19 protein-coding genes are annotated in these 19,794 nt (G+C 57.3%); 15 read left to right on the top strand and 4 right to left on the bottom strand.

The genetic code is table 11. The features are described 5' to 3' along the window. Positions 1-85 precede the first annotated feature (85 nt). The 8 genes from malK to IM265_RS20920 all read left to right on the top strand — a co-directional run bounded on the left by malK (position 86) and on the right by IM265_RS20920 (position 8,229). Entirely contained in the window at positions 86-1,195 is a 1,110-nt protein-coding gene (gene malK, locus IM265_RS20955; RefSeq protein ID WP_028015130.1) for a maltose/maltodextrin ABC transporter ATP-binding protein MalK, read from the top strand. Between the two features lie 71 nt (positions 1,196-1,266). Beyond that, positions 1,267-2,622: a maltoporin gene (locus IM265_RS20950; RefSeq protein ID WP_047366843.1), complete on the top strand. Its 1,356-nt coding sequence runs from the start codon at positions 1,267-1,269 to the stop codon at positions 2,620-2,622. A 113-nt stretch (positions 2,623-2,735) separates the two neighbouring features. Continuing rightward, positions 2,736-3,677 (top strand): maltose operon protein MalM, encoded by a 942-nt coding sequence (gene malM / locus IM265_RS20945; protein ID WP_150145261.1) that lies wholly within the window; start codon positions 2,736-2,738, stop codon positions 3,675-3,677. 180 nt (positions 3,678-3,857) lie between these two features. After that, positions 3,858-4,355 carry a chorismate lyase gene (gene ubiC / locus IM265_RS20940; protein ID WP_014882105.1) on the top strand — a complete coding sequence of 166 codons (498 nt, stop codon included), beginning with the start codon at positions 3,858-3,860 and terminating at the stop codon, positions 4,353-4,355. Between the two features lie 12 nt (positions 4,356-4,367). Beyond that, positions 4,368-5,237, top strand: coding sequence for a 4-hydroxybenzoate octaprenyltransferase (ubiA, locus tag IM265_RS20935; RefSeq protein ID WP_028015133.1), 870 nt, complete (start codon positions 4,368-4,370; stop codon positions 5,235-5,237). Positions 5,238-5,438: 201 nt separating this feature from the next. Then, on the top strand, positions 5,439-6,410 hold the full coding sequence (locus IM265_RS20930; protein ID WP_041911564.1) for a TRAP transporter substrate-binding protein: 972 nt from the start codon (positions 5,439-5,441) through the stop codon (positions 6,408-6,410). 12 nt (positions 6,411-6,422) lie between these two features. Further along, the gene (locus IM265_RS20925) at positions 6,423-6,932 is read left to right on the top strand and encodes a TRAP transporter small permease (protein ID WP_048957457.1); all 510 of its coding nucleotides are present in this window, start codon (positions 6,423-6,425) and stop codon (positions 6,930-6,932) included. Between the two features lie 10 nt (positions 6,933-6,942). After that, positions 6,943-8,229, top strand: a complete 1,287-nt coding sequence (locus IM265_RS20920) for a TRAP transporter large permease (RefSeq protein WP_193032169.1) — start codon at positions 6,943-6,945, stop codon at positions 8,227-8,229. A 93-nt stretch (positions 8,230-8,322) separates the two neighbouring features. Here IM265_RS20920 and zntA read toward each other — a convergent pair whose 3' ends face one another. Further along, on the bottom strand, positions 8,323-10,494 hold the full coding sequence (gene zntA / locus IM265_RS20915) for a Zn(II)/Cd(II)/Pb(II) translocating P-type ATPase ZntA (RefSeq protein WP_193032171.1): 2,172 nt from the start codon (positions 10,492-10,494) through the stop codon (positions 8,323-8,325). A gap of 76 nt (positions 10,495-10,570) precedes the next feature. Continuing rightward, positions 10,571-11,197: a lysoplasmalogenase gene (locus IM265_RS20910; RefSeq protein ID WP_028015138.1), complete on the bottom strand. Its 627-nt coding sequence runs from the start codon at positions 11,195-11,197 to the stop codon at positions 10,571-10,573. A gap of 129 nt (positions 11,198-11,326) precedes the next feature. Here IM265_RS20910 and IM265_RS20905 point away from each other — a divergent pair, with 129 nt between their 5' ends. Further along, entirely contained in the window at positions 11,327-11,683 is a 357-nt protein-coding gene (locus IM265_RS20905) for a DUF2500 domain-containing protein (RefSeq protein ID WP_193032173.1), read from the top strand. 59 nt (positions 11,684-11,742) lie between these two features. Here the strand turns inward: IM265_RS20905 and IM265_RS20900 are convergent, their stop codons facing one another. Both IM265_RS20900 and rsmD read right to left on the bottom strand, forming a co-directional pair. Continuing rightward, complete coding sequence (locus IM265_RS20900; RefSeq protein WP_014882110.1) at positions 11,743-12,024, bottom strand: DUF1145 family protein; 282 nt, start codon at positions 12,022-12,024, stop codon at positions 11,743-11,745. After that, positions 12,008-12,610 (bottom strand): 16S rRNA (guanine(966)-N(2))-methyltransferase, encoded by a 603-nt coding sequence (gene rsmD / locus IM265_RS20895; protein ID WP_193032175.1) that lies wholly within the window; start codon positions 12,608-12,610, stop codon positions 12,008-12,010. The genes IM265_RS20900 and rsmD overlap by 17 nt, the downstream gene beginning before the upstream one ends. Before the next feature lie 127 nt (positions 12,611-12,737). On the opposite strand from rsmD, the gene ftsY reads away from it, so the two are divergent. From ftsY to livJ, 6 genes are all read left to right on the top strand, one after another. Beyond that, positions 12,738-14,198 (top strand): signal recognition particle-docking protein FtsY, encoded by a 1,461-nt coding sequence (gene ftsY / locus IM265_RS20890; protein WP_193032177.1) that lies wholly within the window; start codon positions 12,738-12,740, stop codon positions 14,196-14,198. Between the two features lie 2 nt (positions 14,199-14,200). Continuing rightward, positions 14,201-14,872 carry a cell division ATP-binding protein FtsE gene (ftsE, locus tag IM265_RS20885; protein WP_003861525.1) on the top strand — a complete coding sequence of 224 codons (672 nt, stop codon included), beginning with the start codon at positions 14,201-14,203 and terminating at the stop codon, positions 14,870-14,872. Then, positions 14,859-15,914, top strand: coding sequence for a permease-like cell division protein FtsX (gene ftsX / locus IM265_RS20880; RefSeq protein WP_028015142.1), 1,056 nt, complete (start codon positions 14,859-14,861; stop codon positions 15,912-15,914). The genes ftsE and ftsX overlap by 14 nt, the downstream gene beginning before the upstream one ends. Before the next feature lie 251 nt (positions 15,915-16,165). Beyond that, positions 16,166-17,023: an RNA polymerase sigma factor RpoH gene (gene rpoH, locus IM265_RS20875; RefSeq protein ID WP_028015143.1), complete on the top strand. Its 858-nt coding sequence runs from the start codon at positions 16,166-16,168 to the stop codon at positions 17,021-17,023. Positions 17,024-17,159: 136 nt separating this feature from the next. Next, the gene (locus IM265_RS20870) at positions 17,160-18,425 is read left to right on the top strand and encodes a 4-aminobutyrate--2-oxoglutarate transaminase (protein ID WP_193032179.1); all 1,266 of its coding nucleotides are present in this window, start codon (positions 17,160-17,162) and stop codon (positions 18,423-18,425) included. Positions 18,426-18,622: 197 nt separating this feature from the next. Then, complete coding sequence (livJ, locus tag IM265_RS20865; RefSeq protein ID WP_193032182.1) at positions 18,623-19,723, top strand: branched chain amino acid ABC transporter substrate-binding protein LivJ; 1,101 nt, start codon at positions 18,623-18,625, stop codon at positions 19,721-19,723. The last annotated feature ends 71 nt before the right edge of the window (positions 19,724-19,794 follow it).

Genomic DNA, 19,794 nt, shown 5'->3' with positions numbered 1-19,794 from the left:
GGATTCACGAAAGTAATGGATACCCCATAGTGAACTTATCTTGAATGTTTCTGTCGGTGACAGGTTGTAACGAAGGGAGAAGGGCATGGCGAGCGTACAGCTGCGTAATGTAACGAAAGCCTGGGGCGACGTAGTGGTGTCGAAAGACATCAATCTGGACATCACTGAAGGCGAATTTGTGGTGTTTGTCGGCCCATCAGGCTGTGGTAAATCAACTCTGCTGCGTATGATTGCCGGTCTTGAAACCATCACCAGCGGCGACCTGCTGATCGGTGATACCCGAATGAACGACATCCCGCCAGCCGAACGCGGCGTAGGCATGGTGTTCCAGTCTTATGCGCTTTATCCCCATCTTTCCGTTGCCGAGAACATGTCCTTTGGCCTGAAGCTGGCCGGGGCGAAAAAAGAGGTCATTAACCAGCGTGTCACGCAGGTGGCTGAAGTGTTGCAGCTGGCGCACCTGCTGGAGCGTAAACCGAAAGCACTTTCCGGCGGTCAGCGTCAGCGCGTGGCGATTGGCCGTACGCTGGTGGCCGAGCCGCGCGTGTTCCTGCTCGATGAACCTCTCTCTAACCTGGATGCCGCCCTGCGCGTCCAGATGCGTATTGAAATCTCCCGTCTGCACAAGCGCCTTGGCCGCACGATGATTTACGTCACCCACGATCAGGTCGAAGCGATGACCCTCGCCGACAAAATCGTGGTGCTGGACGCCGGTCGCGTGGCGCAGGTGGGCAAACCGCTGGAGCTGTATCACTACCCGGCAGACCGCTTTGTTGCGGGCTTCATTGGCTCGCCAAAGATGAACTTCCTGCCCGTCAAAGTGACGGCGACAGCCATTGAACAGGTACAGGTGGAGCTGCCAAACCGCCAGCAGGTCTGGCTGCCGGTCGACAGCGCCAACGTACAGGTCGGGGCAAATATGTCCCTCGGTATCCGTCCTGAGCATCTACTGCCAAGCCACATTGCGGATGTGACGCTGGAAGGTGAAGTTCAGGTCGTCGAACAGCTTGGTCACGAAACACAGATTCATATCCAGATCCCCGCCATCCGTCAGAACCTGGTCTACCGCCAGAATGACGTGGTGTTGGTAGAAGAGGGTGCCACATTCGCTATCGGCTTGCCGCCAGAGCGTTGCCATCTGTTCCGTGAGGATGGCACCGCATGTCGTCGGCTGCACAAAGAGCCAGGCGTTTAAGCAATCCCAAAAGAAGACACGAAACCGACAGGTGAAGTGTTCAAAGAAAAGCAATGATCTCAGGAGATAGAATGATGATTACTCTGCGCAAACAAGTCCCTCTGGCGGTCGCCATTGCGGCAGGCATCCTGTCTGCCCAGGCTGGCGCCGTGGACTTTAAAGGTTATGCTCGTTCCGGCATTGGCTGGACCGGGAGTGGCGGTGCCCAGCAGTGCTTCCAGGCAACGGGTGCTCAAAGTAAATACCGTCTGGGTAACGAATGTGAAACCTATGCGGAATTGAAGCTGGGCCAGGAAGTGTGGAAAGAGGGCGATAAGAGCTTCTATTTCGACACTAACGTCGCGTATTCCGTTGCGCAGCAGAATGACTGGGAAGCCACTGATCCGGCCTTCCGTGAAGCCAACGTGCAGGGTAAAAACCTGATCGAGTGGCTGCCTGGCTCCACTATCTGGGCCGGTAAGCGCTTCTATCAGCGTCATGACGTCCACATGATCGACTTCTACTACTGGGACATTTCCGGTCCAGGTGCGGGTATTGAAAACATCGACCTGGGCTTCGGTAAACTCTCTCTGGCAGCCAGCCGCTCCACTGAAGCAGGCGGTTCTTCTACCTTCGCCAGCAACAACATCCGTGACTACACCACCGACACCGCGAACGACGTGTTTGACGTGCGTTTAGCGCAGATGGAAGTCAACCCGGGCGGTACGCTGGAGCTGGGCGTTGACTACGGTCACACCAACGTTAACGATGATTACTACCTGCAGCCAAAAGCTTCGAAAGATGGCTGGATGTTCACCGCAGAACATACCCAGAGCATGCTGAAGGGCTTCAACAAGTTCGTTGTTCAGTACGCAACGGACTCTATGACCTCCCAGGGTAAAGGTCTGAACCAGGGCGCGGGCATTGGTCTTGGCAATGACGATTCCGATGGCAAACTGTACGGATACGGCATCAACAACAACGGTAGCCTGCTGCGTATCCTTGACCACGGTGCAATCTCCCTGGGCGACAGCTGGGACCTGATGTACGTCGGTATGTATCAGGATATCGACTGGGATAACAACAACGGCACCAAGTGGTGGACCGTCGGCGTGCGTCCTATGTACAAATGGACGCCAATCATGAGCACCCTGCTGGAAGTAGGCTACGACAACGTCAAATCTCAGAAAACTGACGAAACCAACAACCAGTACAAAATCACCCTGGCACAACAGTGGCAGGCTGGCGACAGCATCTGGTCTCGTCCTGCAATCCGTGTCTTCGCAACCTACGCCAAGTGGGATGAGAAGTGGGGTTATGACACTTCCGGTAGCCCGATCTCTACGAGTTCCAACTATAACTCCAACTTCGGTATGCAGACTGCAGGCCTTGGCCGCGGCGACACTGACGAGTGGAGCTTCGGTGCCCAGATGGAAATCTGGTGGTAATTCGCAAGACCTGACGTAATGACCTGAAAGAGGGGCGTAAGCCCCTCTCTCCTTAGGGCCCTGCGCGCTATTGCCTGGCCACCGCAGAGCTGATGCTATCAGAGGTAATAACAATGAAAATGAAGAAAAGTCTCGTCGCGCTGTACCTCTCTGCGGGGCTGCTGGCCAGCGTGCCGGCGCTAACGTTCGCAGAAGTGAATTTTGTTCCTCAGAATACGTCCACGGCGCCTTCTGTTCCTACGGCAGCGCTGCAGCAGCTGACCTGGACACCGGTTGATCAATCCAAAACGCAGTCCACACAGCTTTCCACGGGCGGGCAACAGCTGAATGTGCCCGGCATTTCCGGCCCGGTTGCTGCCTACAGCGTTCCGGCCAATATTGGCGAGCTGACCCTGACGCTGACCAGTGAAGTGAATAAGCAGACCAGCGTATTTGCGCCGAACGTGCTGATCCTCGACCAGAACATGACGCCATCTGCCTTCTTCCCGAGCGAGTATTTTACCTATCAGGAGCCCGGCGTGATGAGCGCGGACCGGCTTCAGGGCGTGATGCGTCTGACGCCAGCGCTGGGTCAGCAAAAAATCTACGTGCTGGTATTCACCACCGATAAAGATTTGCAGCAAACCACCAGGTTAGTGGATCCGGCAAAAGCGTATGCAAAAGGTACTGGCAACGCGGTGCCGGATATTCCCGACCCGATTGCCCGCCACGCAACGGACGGTCTGGTGAAGTTAAAAGTCTCCACCAATAGCGCTTCCAGCGTGCTGGTTGGCCCGCTGTTTGGTTCGTCTGGTCCGGGGCCGGTCACCGTCGGTAATACCGCCGCTCCAGCCTATGCCGCGCCAGTTGCCGCAGCGCCAGCCGCAGCGCCAGTCCCGGCGAAGAAAGCCGAGCCCGTACTGAACGACACCGAAGAGTACTTCAATAACGCCATTAAGCAGGCGGTGAAGCGCGGCGATGTCGATAAAGCGCTGAAACTGCTTGATGAAGCCGAACGTTTAGGTTCAACCACTGCCCGTTCCACCTTTATCAGCAGTGTAAAAGGCAAGGGGTAACTGTTCCCCACAGTGCTGATTTGTTAGTAGTTTAGTGCGCCTGAGTGGGCGCACTTTTTTTCGTATTCGCCAGGCTGTTGCGCCCATGTTGCGATAGTGATCGTTAAATAACGTTTGGCCCCCCCTCATTGCCCGTTTCTGCGATACAATGCCATTACGTTATGTATCGGAGAGTCTGGCATGTCACACCCCGCGCTAACGCAACTGCGTGCGCTGCGCTATTTCGACCAAATACCTGCGCTTGATCCGCAGCAGCTGGACTGGTTGCTGCTGGAAGATTCCATGACAAAACGTTTTGAGCAACAGGGTAAAACGGTCACGGTAACCCTGATACAGGAAGGGTTTGTCTCCGGCGATGAGATCGCCAGCGAGCTGCCGCTGTTGCCGCAAGAGGAACGCTACTGGCTGCGTGAAATTTTGCTCTGTGCCGATGGCGAACCCTGGCTTGCCGGGCGGACGGTGGTGCCCGAATCTACCCTATCCGGGCCTGAGCTGGCGCTGCAGCGGCTGGGGAAAACGCCGCTGGGACGTTATCTTTTCACCTCATCTGAGCTGACCAGGGATTTCATTGAAATTGGGCGTGATGCCGAACTGTGGGGGCGCCGTTCCCGCCTTCGTCTGAGCGGTAAGCCGTTGATCCTGACGGAGCTATTTTTACCGGCATCACCGTTGTACTAAGAGGAAGAAAAAATGGAGTGGACCCTGACGCAGAATAAGCTGTTGGCGTATCACCGCTTAATGCGTACCGATAAACCCATTGGCGCGTTGCTGCTGCTGTGGCCGACCTTATGGGCGCTGTGGGTGGCCACGCCGGGCATGCCGCCGCTGTGGATCCTGGGCGTATTCGTTGCCGGCGTCTGGCTGATGCGCGCGGCGGGTTGCGTGGTGAATGACTATGCCGATCGTAAATTTGACGGCCACGTAAAGCGCACTGCCAACCGCCCGCTACCCAGCGGTCAGGTGACCGGGAAAGAAGCCCGCGTACTGTTCATCGTTCTGGTGCTGCTCTCTTTCCTGCTGGTATTAACCCTCAACACCATGACGATTCTGCTGTCCGTCGCGGCGCTTGCTCTGGCCTGGGTTTATCCCTTTATGAAGCGCTACACCCATCTACCTCAGGTGGTGCTGGGGGCGGCGTTTGGCTGGTCGATTCCGATGGCGTTTGCGGCAGTTAGTGAGTCCTTACCGCTTAGCTGCTGGCTGATGTTCCTGGCGAACATCCTCTGGGCCGTAGCGTATGACACGCAATATGCGATGGTTGACCGCGACGATGACCTGAAAATTGGCATTAAATCCACCGCCATTCTCTTTGGACGCCAGGACAAACTCATCATTGGCATTCTGCAGGTTGCGGTACTGGCACTGATGGTCGCGATTGCGCGCCTGAACGGACTGAACTGGGAGTTTTACTGGTCGATACTGGTAGCAGGCCTGCTGTTTGCCTACCAGCAGAAGCTGATTGCAAAACGCGAACGCGAAGCCTGCTTTAAAGCGTTTATGAACAATAACTATGTCGGTCTGGTGCTGTTTTTAGGCTTGGTCATGAGCTATTTTTCCTGATTGACGCGCGGTCATGCCCCCGCCGGGTATGGCCGCATCGTTATCCGGCATTACCGCCCTCACAAATTTAAACCATCGTTTCATAAATTCGCGCTTTTGTGAGGCGCTTCACCTACGCTTCTCCCGGGCTAGTCTATTTTCTAAGCGTAAAAAAATAAAACACTGTTTTAACGCTGACATCGCTACCCTGGAGCTGACTCAATGAAAACGACCCTCAAGCCGTTACTGGCCGCGCTGTGCCTGTCTGCTTTTGCCTGCACCGTTTCTGCCCAAACCATCAAAGCCGCCGATGTGCATCCTGAAGGCTACCCGAACGTGGTCGCGGTTCAGCACATGGGTGAAAAACTCAAACAACAAACCGACGGCAAGCTGGAGATTAAGGTCTTCCCCGGCGGCGTGCTGGGGGATGAAAAGCAGATGATTGAGCAGGCGCAGATGGGGGCGATTGACATGATCCGCGTCTCCATGGCGCCGGTTGCCGCCATCCTGCCGGATATCGAAGTCTTCACCCTGCCGTACGTTTTCCGCGATGAGGATCATATGCATAAAGTGATCGACGGGGATATCGGCAAGCAGATCGGCGACAAGCTGACCGCGAACCCAAAATCCCGCCTGGTGTTCCTCGGCTGGATGGATTCCGGCACCCGCAACCTGATCACCAAAGAGCCGATCGTCAAACCTGAAGATCTGAAAGGGAAGAAAATCCGCGTGCAGGGCAGCCCGGTGGCACTCGCCACGCTGAAGGACATGGGGGCGAACTCGGTGGCGATGGGCGTTAGCGAGGTTTACAGCGGCATGCAGACCGGCGTGATCGACGGCGCGGAGAATAACCCACCCACCTTTATCGCCCACAACTACATGCCGGTTGCTAAAAACTACACCCTCAGCGGCCACTTTATCACCCCGGAAATGCTGCTCTACTCAAAAGTGAAATGGGACAAGCTGAGCGCTGATGAACAGCAAAAAATCCTGACCCTGGCCCGTGAAGCGCAGTTCGAACAGCGCAAGCTGTGGAATGCGTATAACGACCAGGCGCTGGCGAAAATGAAGGCGGGCGGCGTGCAGTTCCACGATATCGATAAGACGGTATTCATCAAGGCCACAGAGCCGGTGCGCGCCCAGTATGGCGACAAGCATCAGGATCTGATGAAAGCCATCGCTGACGTCCAGTAATACGGAGCACGTATGTCCGAACTCTACCTGAAGTGGATGGACCGTCTGTACCTGCTCGCCATGGCGGTGGCGGGTGTCTCGCTGCTGGTGATGACGATTGTCATCCCCATCGGCATCTTCTCACGCTACGTGCTCAACCGCGGCGAATCCTGGCCGGAGCCCGTCGCCATTATCTGCATGGTAACGTTCACCTTCATCGGCGCGGCGGTGAGCTACCGCGCCGGATCGCACATTGCGGTCAATATGCTCACCGACCGTCTGCCCGCGTCGCTGCAAAAGCTGTGTGCACGTGTGGTTGATCTGCTGATGCTGCTGATTTCCGGTCTGATGTGCTGGTACAGCTACTGGCTGTGCGTCGAGCTCTGGGAGCAGCCGGTGGCGGAGTTCCCGATCCTGACTTCCGGCGAAAGCTACCTGCCGCTGCCGATCGGGTCGGCGATTTTGATTCTGTTTGTGCTTGAACGCCTGCTGTTTGGCGCGCAGGAAAACCGTCCGGTCGTGCTGATCGGCAATCACAGTTAAGGGGTGGACAATGGATGCTTTTGTTTTGTTATTCACCCTCGCCATTTTGCTGGCGCTGGGGATGCCGGTGGCCTTCGCCGTGGGGCTGAGCGCCGTGGCAGGTGCGCTGTGGATTGATTTACCGCTGGAGGCGCTGATGATCCAGATCACCAGTGGGGTGAACAAATTTACCCTGCTGGCGATCCCGTTCTTCATCCTCGCCGGAGCGATCATGGCGGAAGGGGGCATTGCCCGACGGCTGGTTAACTTCGCCTATGTGTTTGTCGGCTTTATCCGCGGCGGGCTGTCGCTGGTGAACATCGTCGCCTCGACGTTCTTCGGCGCGATTTCAGGCTCGTCGGTGGCGGATACAGCGTCCATCGGCAGCGTGATGATCCCGGAGATGGAGAAGAAGGGCTATCCGCGCGAATACGCGGCTGCGGTCACGGCGAGCGGGTCGGTGCAGGCGATTCTGATCCCGCCCAGCCACAACTCGGTGATTTATTCCCTGGCGGCGGGGGGAACGGTCTCCATCGCCACGCTGTTTATCGCGGGCGTTTTGCCGGGCCTGCTGCTGGGCGTGAGCCTGATGGTGCTCTGCCTGTGCTTCGCCCGCAAACGCGGCTACCCGAAGGGGGATAAAATCCCGTTCAGACAGGCGCTGAAAATCATGCTCGATGCCCTGTGGGGGCTGATGACGGTGGTGATTATCCTCGGCGGGATCTTGTCCGGGATTTTTACCGCCACCGAATCTGCCGCCGTGGCCTGCCTGTGGGCGTTTTTCGTCACCATGTTTATCTACCGCGACTACAAATGGAGCGAACTGCCGAAGCTGATGTGCCGCACGGTGAAAACCGTCACCATCGTGATGATTTTAATCGGCTTTGCCGCGGCGTTTGGCGCGGTGATGACCTACATGCAGCTGCCGATGCGCATCACCGAGTTCTTCACGTCGCTCTCTGATAATAAGTACGTGATCCTGATGTATCTCAACATCATGCTGCTGCTGATCGGCACGCTGATGGACATGGCGCCGATCATCCTGATCCTGACGCCGGTGCTGCTGCCGGTGACCAACGCGCTGGGGATCGACCCGGTGCACTTCGGGATGATCATGATGGTTAACCTGGGGATCGGGCTGATCACCCCGCCGGTCGGGTCGGTGCTGTTTGTGGCGAGCGCGGTGAGCAAGCAGAAGATTGAAACCGTGGTGCGGGCGATGCTGCCATTTTACGGCATCCTGCTGGTAGTGCTGGGAATGGTGACGTATATCCCGGCGATATCATTGTGGTTGCCGGGGCTGTTAGGGATGCAGTAACGCCGTTTTTTGCCGGGTGGCGGCTGCGCCTTACCCGGCCTACGGTTCAGAGTTGTTATTGGCCCGGTAAGGCGCAGCCGCCATCGGGCGTTTTTATTTCCGCCGTAATAATCTCAACGCGTTCGCCGTGACCAGCACCGTCGCCCCGGTGTCCGCCAGCACCGCCAGCCACAGTCCGGTCATGCCGAGCAGCGTGGTGACGAGAAATATCCCCTTCAGACCCAGCGCAATGCCGATGTTCTGGCGAATATTGGCGCGCGTCGCCCGCGCAAGATCTATCATCTGCGCCAGCCCGGTCAGACGGTTATGCGTCAGCGCCGCATCCGCCGTCTCCAGCGCTACGTCGGTGCCGCTGCCCATCGCAATACCGAGGGTGGCGGCCTTCATCGCCGGGGCATCGTTAATTCCGTCACCGACCATCGCCAGCGGCGCGCGGCTGTTCAGTTCGGTTACCGCGCTGACCTTGTCCGCAGGCAGTAATCCGGCCTTAAACGCCAGCCCCAGCTCGTCGGCAATCGCAGCCGCCGCGCGCGGGTTATCGCCGGTGAGGATCACGCCCTGTACGCCCAACTGATGCAGCGCCGCCACGGCGTCTTTGGCGTCATCGCGCAGAGTGTCGCGCAGTGCCAGCATGCCCTTCGACATGCCGTCCTGCATCACGGCAACGACCGTTTGCCCGGCCTGCTCTAACGCCTCAACCTGTGGATGAGAGAACGCGCCTGCCGCAACAATCAGCACCTTTTTGCCGTCGACGACGGCCTCAATCCCTGACCCAACCAGCGCCCGTTGGGCGGTTGCCGAAGGGATAGCCAGCCCGCGTCTCTGCGCTTCACGCACTATCGCCTGCGCCAGCGGGTGAGTGGAGCCCTGCTCAACGGCGGCGGCCATTATCAGCAGTTCGTCTTCGCTGATGTCCTGCGGATAGATGCCGGTGACCTGCGGCTTACCAACCGTCAGCGTGCCGGTTTTATCGAAGGCGATGTGCTGAACCTGGCTCAGCTGTTCCAGCGCCGCGCCGCCCTTAATCAGCGCCCCGCGACGTGCCGCCGCCGCCAGCCCCGAGGTAATCGCCGCGGGCGTAGAGATCACCAGCGCGCACGGGCAGCCGATCAGCAGCAGGGTCAGCCCTTTATAAATCCAGCCCTCCCACGGCGCGCCGAAGAACAGCGGTGGAACGACGGTAACCAGCAGGGCGACCAGCATGATGGCGGGGGTGTAAATCCGGCTGAAGCGGTCAATAAAGCGTTCGACCGGCGCGCGGCGCTCCTCGGCTTCTTCAATCAGCTTCAGGATACGGTCGATGGCGCTGTCGCCCGGCTCGGACAGGACTTTGAGCTGCACCAGGCGGTCGACGCTGGTGGCACCGGCAGGGACTTTTTCACCTGCCGCACGCTCAACCGGAATGGATTCCCCGGTCAGGGCGCTTTCGTCAAAGCTCGCGGTGGCGGTAACGAGAGCCCCATCGGCAGGCAGACGCCCGCCCGCGGCGACTTCAATCACGTCGCCCGGGCGCAGCGTGTTGATGGCGACCGTTTCACGTTTGCCTTCATTAACCCGCGTGGCGGTTTCTGGCTTCAGCGCCATCAGCGCGCTCACCCCTTTGCGTGCCCGGCTCGCTGCCCAGCCCTCAAGCCGTTCGCCGATCAGGAACAGCAGCAGCACCATCGCCGCTTCCGCCGTCGCGCCAATGAACAGCGCGCCAATGGCCGCCACGCTCATCAACGTTTCAATGGCAAACCAGCTGCCGCTTCTCATCAGGCGCAGTGCCTGACGGGCAATCGGGAACAGCCCGACCAGGGTAGTGGCAATAAACGCCAGATTACCGAACGGGTGGTTAATCTGCTCCAGACCCCAGCTCAGGGCCATCATGATGATGAGGGTAATAAGCGGCAGGTTTTCTTTCAGGGGAGAGGTTTTTTCGGCAGGTGCCGTTTCGCTGCGCAGGGTATAGCCCGCCTTGCTGACGGCGGCTTCAACCTGCTTGCTGACGTCTTTTTCGGCACTAACCAGCAGCTTTTCGGTGGCGAACAGGACCTGAACGTGGTTCACGCCCGGTACCTGCCTCACCGCGTTTTCAACTTTGCGGGCGCAGGCCGCGCAGTCCATACCGTTGACGACCCAGCTGTAGCGGTTGCCGTTTTCAGGAAGCGTTTGGATTGGTGTTTCGTACGTCCCTTCGCAGCAGCAGTCGTCTTTTGCCGGAACCGGGCTGAGCTTAAGCGCCGAGAATTGTGGGACTTTTTTTGGAATTTCTGGAGTCGACATGGCAGTCTCCGGTAATGATAATTTTCTCATTAACCGCAGCATACATTCTGGAGTCGACTCCAGAGTCAAGCGTTATTTAGATATACAATGAACGCACGATCAGGAAGTGCCCGGCAAAGTAGCAGGCGGACGAAATCGCATTATCCGCGCGGAAGCGGCGGCGATAGTGGCTGCCCAGCCAGACGATATTGCCGATTAACAGCAGCGCCGCGCCGAAGAACGCGGACATCGCCTGAGATGTCGGGCGGAAGAACCACAGTTCACCGGCCAGCCACACCATCACCAGCGTCATGGCGATAAACGTGCATACCGGCAGACGCATCTCTTCCAGACGCGACCAGATCACCGCAATCAGCAGCGCGCCAATCACCAGCAGCACCAGCGGCAGCGGCCAGAAGAAGGAGAGCGTCATCTGGCTGGCAAAGTAGATGGTATACAGCAGATGGGAGAGGAAAAATGCCCCCACGGCATACAGCAGGCGCTGACGCGGCAGCAGGGTTAAGGCATCACCAATCAGGGAGGCACACAGCCCGGCGAGCACCAGATAGCTGATGGCGTTAAACATCGGAGCCTGCCAGGCGAGCAGCAGAAGCAACAGCAGCGTGACGGGTTTAAACAACCAGCGCTGCCAGGCTGGACCGCGATAGGACGCATCGACATAAAGCCATGCGGAAAAACAGACAGCGATAAATGACCAAAGCATATTAACTCCCTGTAACTGTTGAGGCTGAATAATCAGTTTCTGATCCAGTGTAGTGACGCGAGCGGGCGTTTGGCAATGCCGGGGCAGGCGAGGTATCCTGAATTCCGCATAATCTGATGGGATGTTTCAATGAGCAAGATGCCGCTATTTTTCATCATCGTGGTGGCGATCATCGTCATTGCCGCCTCGTTTCGCTTCGTGCAGCAGCGCCGCGAAAAGGCGGACAACGACGCCGCGCCGCTGATGCACAAGCGCGTAGTGGTGGCGAACAAACGCGAGAAACCGCTTAACGACCGCCGCTCTCGCCAGCAGCAGGTGACGCCTGCGGGCACCGGCATGCGCTATGAAGCCAGCTTTAAGCCGGAAACCGGCGGTCTGGAGATGACCTTCCGCCTGGAGGCGCAGCAGTACCATCAGCTGACGGTGGGAGAGAAAGGCACGCTGAGCTATAAAGGGTCGCGTTTTGTAGGTTTTAGGGCTGAATAATGCGCGATCGGTCCCCTCTCCCGTGGGAGAGGGTTAGGGTGAGGGCATCACACCGCACCTTATTTCTTCACCTGCGCCTTAAACTTCTTCATCCACACCAGCAGTTCAAACACGCCGAAAATAAACACCCGCAGCTGCTGCCAGCCGGTCATCGGCGGGCCATCTTTCGGCAGGCCGTTTTTCAGCATCACCATCTGCAGGGCGTGCATGAACGAGGTGAAAATCAGCGCCACGTTAACGAAGATGTTCAACGGGCGCGGGAACGGGTGCACCAGATTCAAAATCAAAAATGCCCAGACGCCCAGCATCAGCAAGCGTCCCAGGTTAATCAGTACCGGCATCGGATCCTCCTTGTGCCTGACGGTGATACAGACGATAAGCCACCTGGCCTGCGACCTTCTCGCGGTGCAGATCCCAGTGAACGGGAACGGGTGGCAGGCCGTTTTCCACTTCGCTTTCTACATAAATCAGCGCGTCATCCGCCAGCCAGCCATTGTGCTCCAGCAGGGATAACGTCTCTTCCAGCAACCCCTTGCGGAACGGCGGGTCGACAAAGACCACGTTATGCGGCGTACCCTGCTGCGCGAGGAAGCTGAGCGTATTGGTGTTGACCACTTTCGCGTTCGTCGCCTTCAGCGTCGCCAGATTTTGCTGCAGCGTCTGCGCAACGCCGCGCTCCATCTCCAGCAGCGTGGCGCTGGCGGCGTAGCGCGACAGCGCCTCCAGCCCTAAGGCACCGCTTCCGGCGAAGCAGTCCAGGCAGTGGGCGTCTACCATTGATGGGGCAAGCCAGTTAAACAGCGTCTCGCGAACGCGGTCGGTTGTAGGGCGTAAACCGGGGCTGTCCGGCACCGGTAATTTCCGGCCTCGCCACTGACCGCCGATAATACGAATTTGACCGGCCGGGGCGCGGTTGGGTTTCTTCATCTCAGGAAAGCTCTGTTAACAATTGGCCTGCGATTGCGGGCGGTGATGTCAATTAAGTAAAGTGTTAGACTATTTCATCATTTTTTTAGCTTCCATGTATATAGCGCCGCGAGGAGTGTAGTCGCAGATGGCAAAACAAAAAAAACGTGGCTTCTTTTCCTGGCTGGGCTTCGGTGAAAAAGAGCAAGAAACAGAACAGAAAACCGAAGAGCAACAAGCCGTTGAAGAGCCGTCGCAGCCTGAAACGCCTGTAGAAACCGCCGCGGTTGTCGATGCGGAAGAGACGGCGCACAGCAAAGAAGAGATTGAATCCTTTGCAGAAGAGGTGGTTGAGGTCACGGAACAGGTTCAGGAGAGCGAGAAGCCAGAACCGGTTATCGCCCACGCCGTTACCGACGCGCCGCAGGCCGTTATCGAGCATGAAGAGCTGCCGCTGCCGGAAGAGGTGAAAGCCGAAGCGGTGTCTGCCGAAGAGTGGCAGGCCGAAGCGGAAACCGTTGAAATCGTTGAGGCGGTGGAAGAAGAGGCGGCCCATGAGCCAGAGCTGACCGACGAAGAGCTGGAAGCCCAGGCGCTGGCGGCGGAAGCCGCTGAAGAAGCGGTCATCGTTGTGCCGGTAGAAGAGCAGGCCGAAGAAGAGACCGTTCAGGAGCAGGAAAAACCGACCAAAGAGGGTTTCTTCGCGCGTCTGAAACGCAGCCTGCTCAAAACCAAAGAAAACTTAGGTTCCGGATTTATCAGTCTGTTCCGCGGCAAGAAGATCGACGACGATCTGTTTGAAGAGCTGGAAGAGCAGCTGTTGATTGCGGACGTTGGGGTGGAAACCACCCGTAAGATCATCACCAACCTGACCGAAGGGGCGAGCCGCAAACAGCTGCGCGACGCCGAGGCGCTGTACGGTCTGCTGAAAGACGAGATGGGTGAAATTCTCGCAAAAGTTGACGAACCGCTTAATATTGAAGGCAAAACGCCATTTGTTATTCTGATGGTAGGCGTGAACGGCGTGGGTAAAACCACCACCATCGGCAAGCTGGCGCGCCAGTTTGAGCAGCAGGGCAAATCGGTGATGCTGGCGGCGGGCGATACCTTCCGCGCGGCGGCGGTTGAGCAGCTGCAGGTGTGGGGCCAGCGCAACAACATTCCGGTGATTGCCCAGCATACCGGCGCGGATTCCGCGTCCGTGATCTTTGACGCCATCCAGGCGGCGAAGGCGCGCAACGTGGACGTGCTGATTGCCGATACCGCAGGGCGTTTACAGAATAAATCGCACCTGATGGAAGAGCTGAAGAAGATCGTTCGCGTCATGAAGAAGCTGGACGAAGACGCACCGCATGAAATTATGCTGACCATTGATGCCAGCACCGGACAGAACGCCATCAGTCAGGCAAAACTGTTCCATGAAGCGGTAGGACTGACGGGGATCGCGCTGACCAAACTGGACGGCACCGCGAAAGGCGGGGTGATCTTCTCCGTGGCCGACCAGTTCGGCATTCCTATCCGTTACATCGGTGTGGGCGAGCGTATTGAGGATTTACGTCCGTTTAAGGCGGACGACTTTATTGAGGCATTATTTGCCCGAGAGGACTAACAATGATTCGCTTTGAACACGTCAGCAAGGCCTATCTCGGTGGGAGACAAGCGCTGCAGGGGGTGACGTTCCACCTGCAGCCAGGCGAGATGGCATTCCTGACCGGCCATTCCGGCGCGGGGAAAAGTACCCTGCTCAAGCTTATCTGTGGGATCGAACGGCCAAGCGCCGGGAAAATCTGGTTCAGCGGCCACGAAATTAGCCGTCTGAAAAACCGTGAAGTGCCGTTTCTGCGTCGTCAGATCGGCATGATTTTCCAGGATCACCACCTGCTGATGGATCGCACCGTTTTCGATAACGTGGCGATCCCGCTGATTATTGCCGGCGCCAGCTATGACGATATCCGCCGTCGCGTCTCTGCGGCGCTGGACAAGGTCGGGCTGCTGGACAAAGCGAAGAACTTCCCGATCCAGCTTTCCGGCGGTGAACAGCAGCGCGTGGGCATCGCCCGCGCGGTGGTGAACAAGCCTGCCGTACTGCTGGCGGATGAACCGACCGGTAACCTGGACGATGCCCTGTCCGAAGGGATTTTGCGTCTGTTTGAGGAATTCAACCGCGTAGGGGTAACGGTACTGATGGCGACGCACGATATGGGGCTGATTTCCCGTCGTTCGTACCGCATGCTGACCCTGAGCGACGGGCATTTGCACGGAGGCCACGGTGAACAAGCGTGATGCAATGAACCAGATTCGGCAGTTCGGGAACCGGTTCGACCGTTTCCGTAAGCCGCAGGGCGGCGGTGACGGCAATCGTAATGCGCCTAAGCGCCAGAAAGCGGCGCCGAAACCGGCCTCCCGCAAGACCAACGTGTTTAACGAACAGGTGCGCTACGCCTTCCACGGCGCGCTGCAGGACCTGAAAAGCAAACCGCTGGCGACGTTCCTGACGGTGATGGTGATCGCCATCTCCCTGACGCTGCCAAGCGTCTGCTACATGGTCTATAAGAACGTCAACCAGGCGGCGTCGCAGTATTACCCGTCACCGCAGATCACCGTTTATCTGGATAAAGCGCTCGACGATAACGCGGCGGCGCAGGTGGTCGGGCAAATCCAGGCCGAGCAGGGCGTGGAGAAGGTGAATTATCTCTCCCGTGAAGAAGCGTTGGGCGAGTTCCGTAACTGGTCAGGCTTTGGCGGCGCGCTGGACATGCTGGAAGAGAACCCGCTGCCCGCCGTGGCGGTGGTGATCCCGAAGCTGGATTTCCAGGGTACCGATTCGCTGAATACCCTGCGCGACCGCATCACACGCATCAACGGGATTGATGAAGTGCGCATGGACGACAGCTGGTTTGCCCGTCTTGCGGCGCTGACCGGGCTGGTGGGGCGCGTGTCGGCGATGATCGGCGTGCTGATGGTGGCGGCGGTGTTCCTCGTCATCGGTAACAGCGTGCGTTTGAGCATCTTTGCGCGTCGCGATACCATCAATGTGCAAAAACTGATTGGCGCAACGGATGGTTTCATCCTGCGTCCGTTCCTCTACGGTGGCGCACTGCTCGGTTTCTCCGGCGCATTTCTTTCACTGATATTGTCAGAAATTTTGGTGATGCGGCTTTCGTCTGCCGTCACAGAAGTGGCGCAGGTTTTCGGAACTAAGTTTGATATCAGTGGCTTAGGCTTCGATGAGTGCCTGCTGTTGCTGCTGGTGTGCTCCATGATCGGCTGGATTGCCGCATGGCTGGCAACGGTTCAACATTTACGCCACTTTACTCCCGACTAATAAAAGCGTGATATAATCTTTCCCTGCACCGAGATGTTCGCTCTGCAGGGAAAGCGTCCCTGTTGTCTCTTCCCCTGTTATCATCTCCATGTCACATTTTGTGCGTAATTTATTCACTGTTGCACCTGGAACTTGTGGATAAAATCACTGTCTGATAAAAGAGTGAATGCTAATCTCGTTGCTCAAACGCTTTGGCATGGTTGTTGCCTGACGGGGACAGCCTGGACCAGAAGAAACATTGAGAGGAATGAATGACCAAAGAAATGCAAACTTTAGCTTTAGCCCCTGTTGGTAACCTGGAGTCTTACATCCGGGCTGCGAACACCTGGCCGATGTTAACGGCCGAGGAAGAAAAGGAGCTTGCTGAAAAGCTGCATTACCAGGGCGATCTGGAAGCAGCGAAAAAGCTGATCCTGTCTCACCTGCGCTTTGTTGTTCACATTGCTCGTAACTATGCGGGCTATGGCCTGCCGCAGGCGGACTTGATTCAGGAAGGTAACATCGGCCTGATGAAGGCTGTACGTCGCTTTAACCCGGAAGTGGGCGTGCGACTGGTTTCCTTCGCCGTACACTGGATCAAAGCAGAAATTCATGAATACGTGCTGCGCAACTGGCGTATCGTGAAAGTCGCCACGACAAAAGCGCAACGTAAGCTGTTCTTCAACCTGCGTAAAACCAAGCAGCGTTTGGGCTGGTTCAATCAGGATGAAGTGGAAATGGTGGCGCGCGAGCTGGGTGTATCCAGCAAAGACGTCCGTGAGATGGAATCCCGTATGGCCGCGCAGGACATGACCTTTGATATGTCCTCCGACGACGACGCATCTGACAGCCAGCCGATGGCACCGGTTCTGTATCTGCAGGATAAAACCTCTAACTTTGCCGACGGCATTGAAGAGGACAACTGGGAAGATCAGGCCGCGAACAAGCTGACCCATGCGATGGAAGGCCTCGACGAGCGTAGCCAGGACATTATCCGCGCCCGCTGGCTGGACGAAGACAACAAGTCCACGCTGCAGGAGCTGGCCGACCGCTACGGCGTTTCTGCGGAACGTGTCCGTCAGCTTGAAAAGAACGCCATGAAAAAACTTCGCGCTGCTATCGAAGCGTAATTACCGCGAAGTACACCGAGAGCCCTCGAATGCAAATTCGGGGGTTCTGTTTTTTTAGCGCCCGCTCTGGCGAATTTCTCCCCCCTGGCAAACACTTACTGATGCGCTAAGCAGGCGATTTTCTCAGGGGGTCAGGGTGAAAAATAACGAACTGAATGACCGGCGTTTACAGGCGACGCCGCGCGGCATCGGCGTGATGTGTAACTTCTATGCTGATAAAGCCGAAAACGCCACGGTGTGGGACGTGGAAGGCAATGAGTACATCGATTTCGCCGCCGGGATCGCGGTGCTGAATACTGGCCATCGCCATCCCAAAGTTATCTCCGCTATCGAAAAACAACTCCACGCTTTTACCCACACGGCCTACCAGATTGTGCCGTATGAGGGCTATGTGGCGCTTGCCGAGCGCATCAACCAGCGCGTGCCGATTGACGGCCCGGCCAAAACCGCCTTCTTCTCGACGGGTGCTGAAGCGGTCGAAAACGCGGTCAAAATTGCCCGCGCGTATACCAGACGCCCCGGCCTTATCACCTTCGGCGGCGCGTTCCACGGGCGCACCTTTATGACCATGGCGCTGACCGGTAAAGTCGCGCCGTACAAGCTGGGTTTTGGCCCGTTCCCCGGTTCGGTATACCACGCTCAATTCCCTGACGATCTGCACGGCATCAGCACGGCGGAAGCATTAAAAAGCCTGGAGCGCATCTTTAAGGCCGATATCGCCCCAGACCAGGTGGCGGCCATTATTCTCGAACCGGTTCAGGGAGAGGGCGGGTTCAACATTGCGCCCGCTGATTTTATGCAGGCGCTGCGAGCCCTGTGCGATACCCACGGAATTTTGCTGATTGCCGACGAGGTGCAAAGCGGCTTCGCCCGCACCGGCAAGCTGTTCTCGATGGAACACCACTGCGTGAAGCCGGACCTGATCACCATGGCAAAAAGCCTCGCGGGCGGGATGCCTCTCTCAGCGGTATCGGGCCGCGTCGAGGTGATGGACGCGCCTGCACCTGGCGGTCTGGGCGGTACCTACGCAGGTAACCCGCTGGCGATTGCCGCTGCCCACGCGGTGCTGGACGTGATTGACGAGGAAGATCTCTGCACGCGCTCGGCGCATCTCGGCCATCATCTGGTAGAAGTGCTCAACAAAGCGAAGGAAAACTGCCCGTTCATCGCCGACATCCGTGCCCAGGGCTCGATGGTCGCGGTAGAGTTTAACGATCCGCAATCCGGGCAACCGTCGCCGGAATTTACCCGTCAGGTGCAGGAGCGCGCGTTGAACGAAGGGCTGCTGCTCCTGAGCTGCGGCGTTTACGGCAACGTGATCCGCTTCCTTTATCCGCTTACCATCCCAGAAGCGCAGTTCCGCAAAGCGCTGGACATTATCTTCGCGTCGCTGACACGTTAAAGCCACCAGCCCGGCGGTAAATCCTGTCGGGCTTATCATATATTCATTTCAAATTAGCTATTCCAAAATCATAAAAATGGGGTATGTTTTAGCAGAGTATGCTGAAAAAGCGCGAACAGCACACCAATAACTGAAATAAAGCGCTGCACAACAACATCACAACAATCGTAATAACCATAATAATGGGGAATCTCAGGATGAACATGAAGGGTAAAGCGTTACTGGCAGGATGTATCGCGTTGGCATTCAGCACCATGGCGCAGGCAGATATTAAAGTGGCCGTGGTGGGTGCAATGTCCGGTCCGGTAGCACAGTACGGCGACCAGGAATTTACGGGCGCAGAACAGGCGGTTGCAGATATTAATGTTAAGGGCGGCATCAAGGGCGAAAAACTGCAGATCGTAAAATACGACGATGCCTGTGACCCGAAGCAAGCGGTCGCGGTTGCGAACAAAGTGGTCAACGACGGCATCAAATACGTTATCGGTCACCTGTGCTCCTCTTCTACTCAGCCCGCGTCTGACATCTACGAAGACGAAGGTATCCTGATGATCACCCCAGCTGCGACCGCACCGGAGCTGACCGCGCGCGGCTACAAGCTGACCCTGCGTACCACCGGTCTGGACTCCGATCAGGGCCCAACGGCGGCTAAGTACATTCTGGAAAAAGTGAAGCCGCAGCGTATCGCGATTGTTCACGACAAACAGCAGTACGGCGAAGGTCTGGCCCGTGCGGTGCAGGACGGTCTGAAAAAAGGCAATGCCAACGTGGTCTTCTTTGATGGGATCACCGCTGGCGAGAAAGACTTCTCCACCCTGGTGGCGCGTCTGAAGAAAGAGAATATCGATTTCGTTTACTACGGCGGCTACCACCCGGAAATGGGCCAGATCCTGCGCCAGGCGCGCGCGGCGGGTCTGAAAACCCAGTTCATGGGCCCGGAAGGCGTGGCGAACGTTTCCCTGTCTAACATCGCGGGTGAATCTGCCGAAGGTCTGCTGGTGACCAAGCCGAAGAACTACGACCAGGTGCCAGCGAACAAACCTATCGTAGATGCCATCAAGGCGAAGAAGCAGGATCCAAGCGGCGCGTTCGTCTGGACAACCTACGCAGCGCTGCAGTCTCTGCAGGCGGGTCTGAACCAGTCAGCCGATCCGGCTGAGATTGCCACCTGGCTGAAAGCGAACACGGTCGAGACCGTGATGGGGCCGCTCTCCTGGGACGCAAAGGGCGATCTGAAGGGCTTTGAGTTCGGCGTGTTTGACTGGCATGCGAACGGAACGGCAACTGACGCCAAATAAACGCAAATGGCAACCGTAAGGTTGCCATTTTAGTGTTTGCACCCTCTCCCCGTGGGTGTACGGTCCGGGGA

The sequence above is a fragment of the Enterobacter cloacae complex sp. P17RS genome (assembly GCF_014895885.1).
Lineage (GTDB): Bacteria > Pseudomonadota > Gammaproteobacteria > Enterobacterales > Enterobacteriaceae > Enterobacter > Enterobacter bugandensis.
This window is presented reverse-complemented; position numbering and strand designations above follow the sequence as displayed.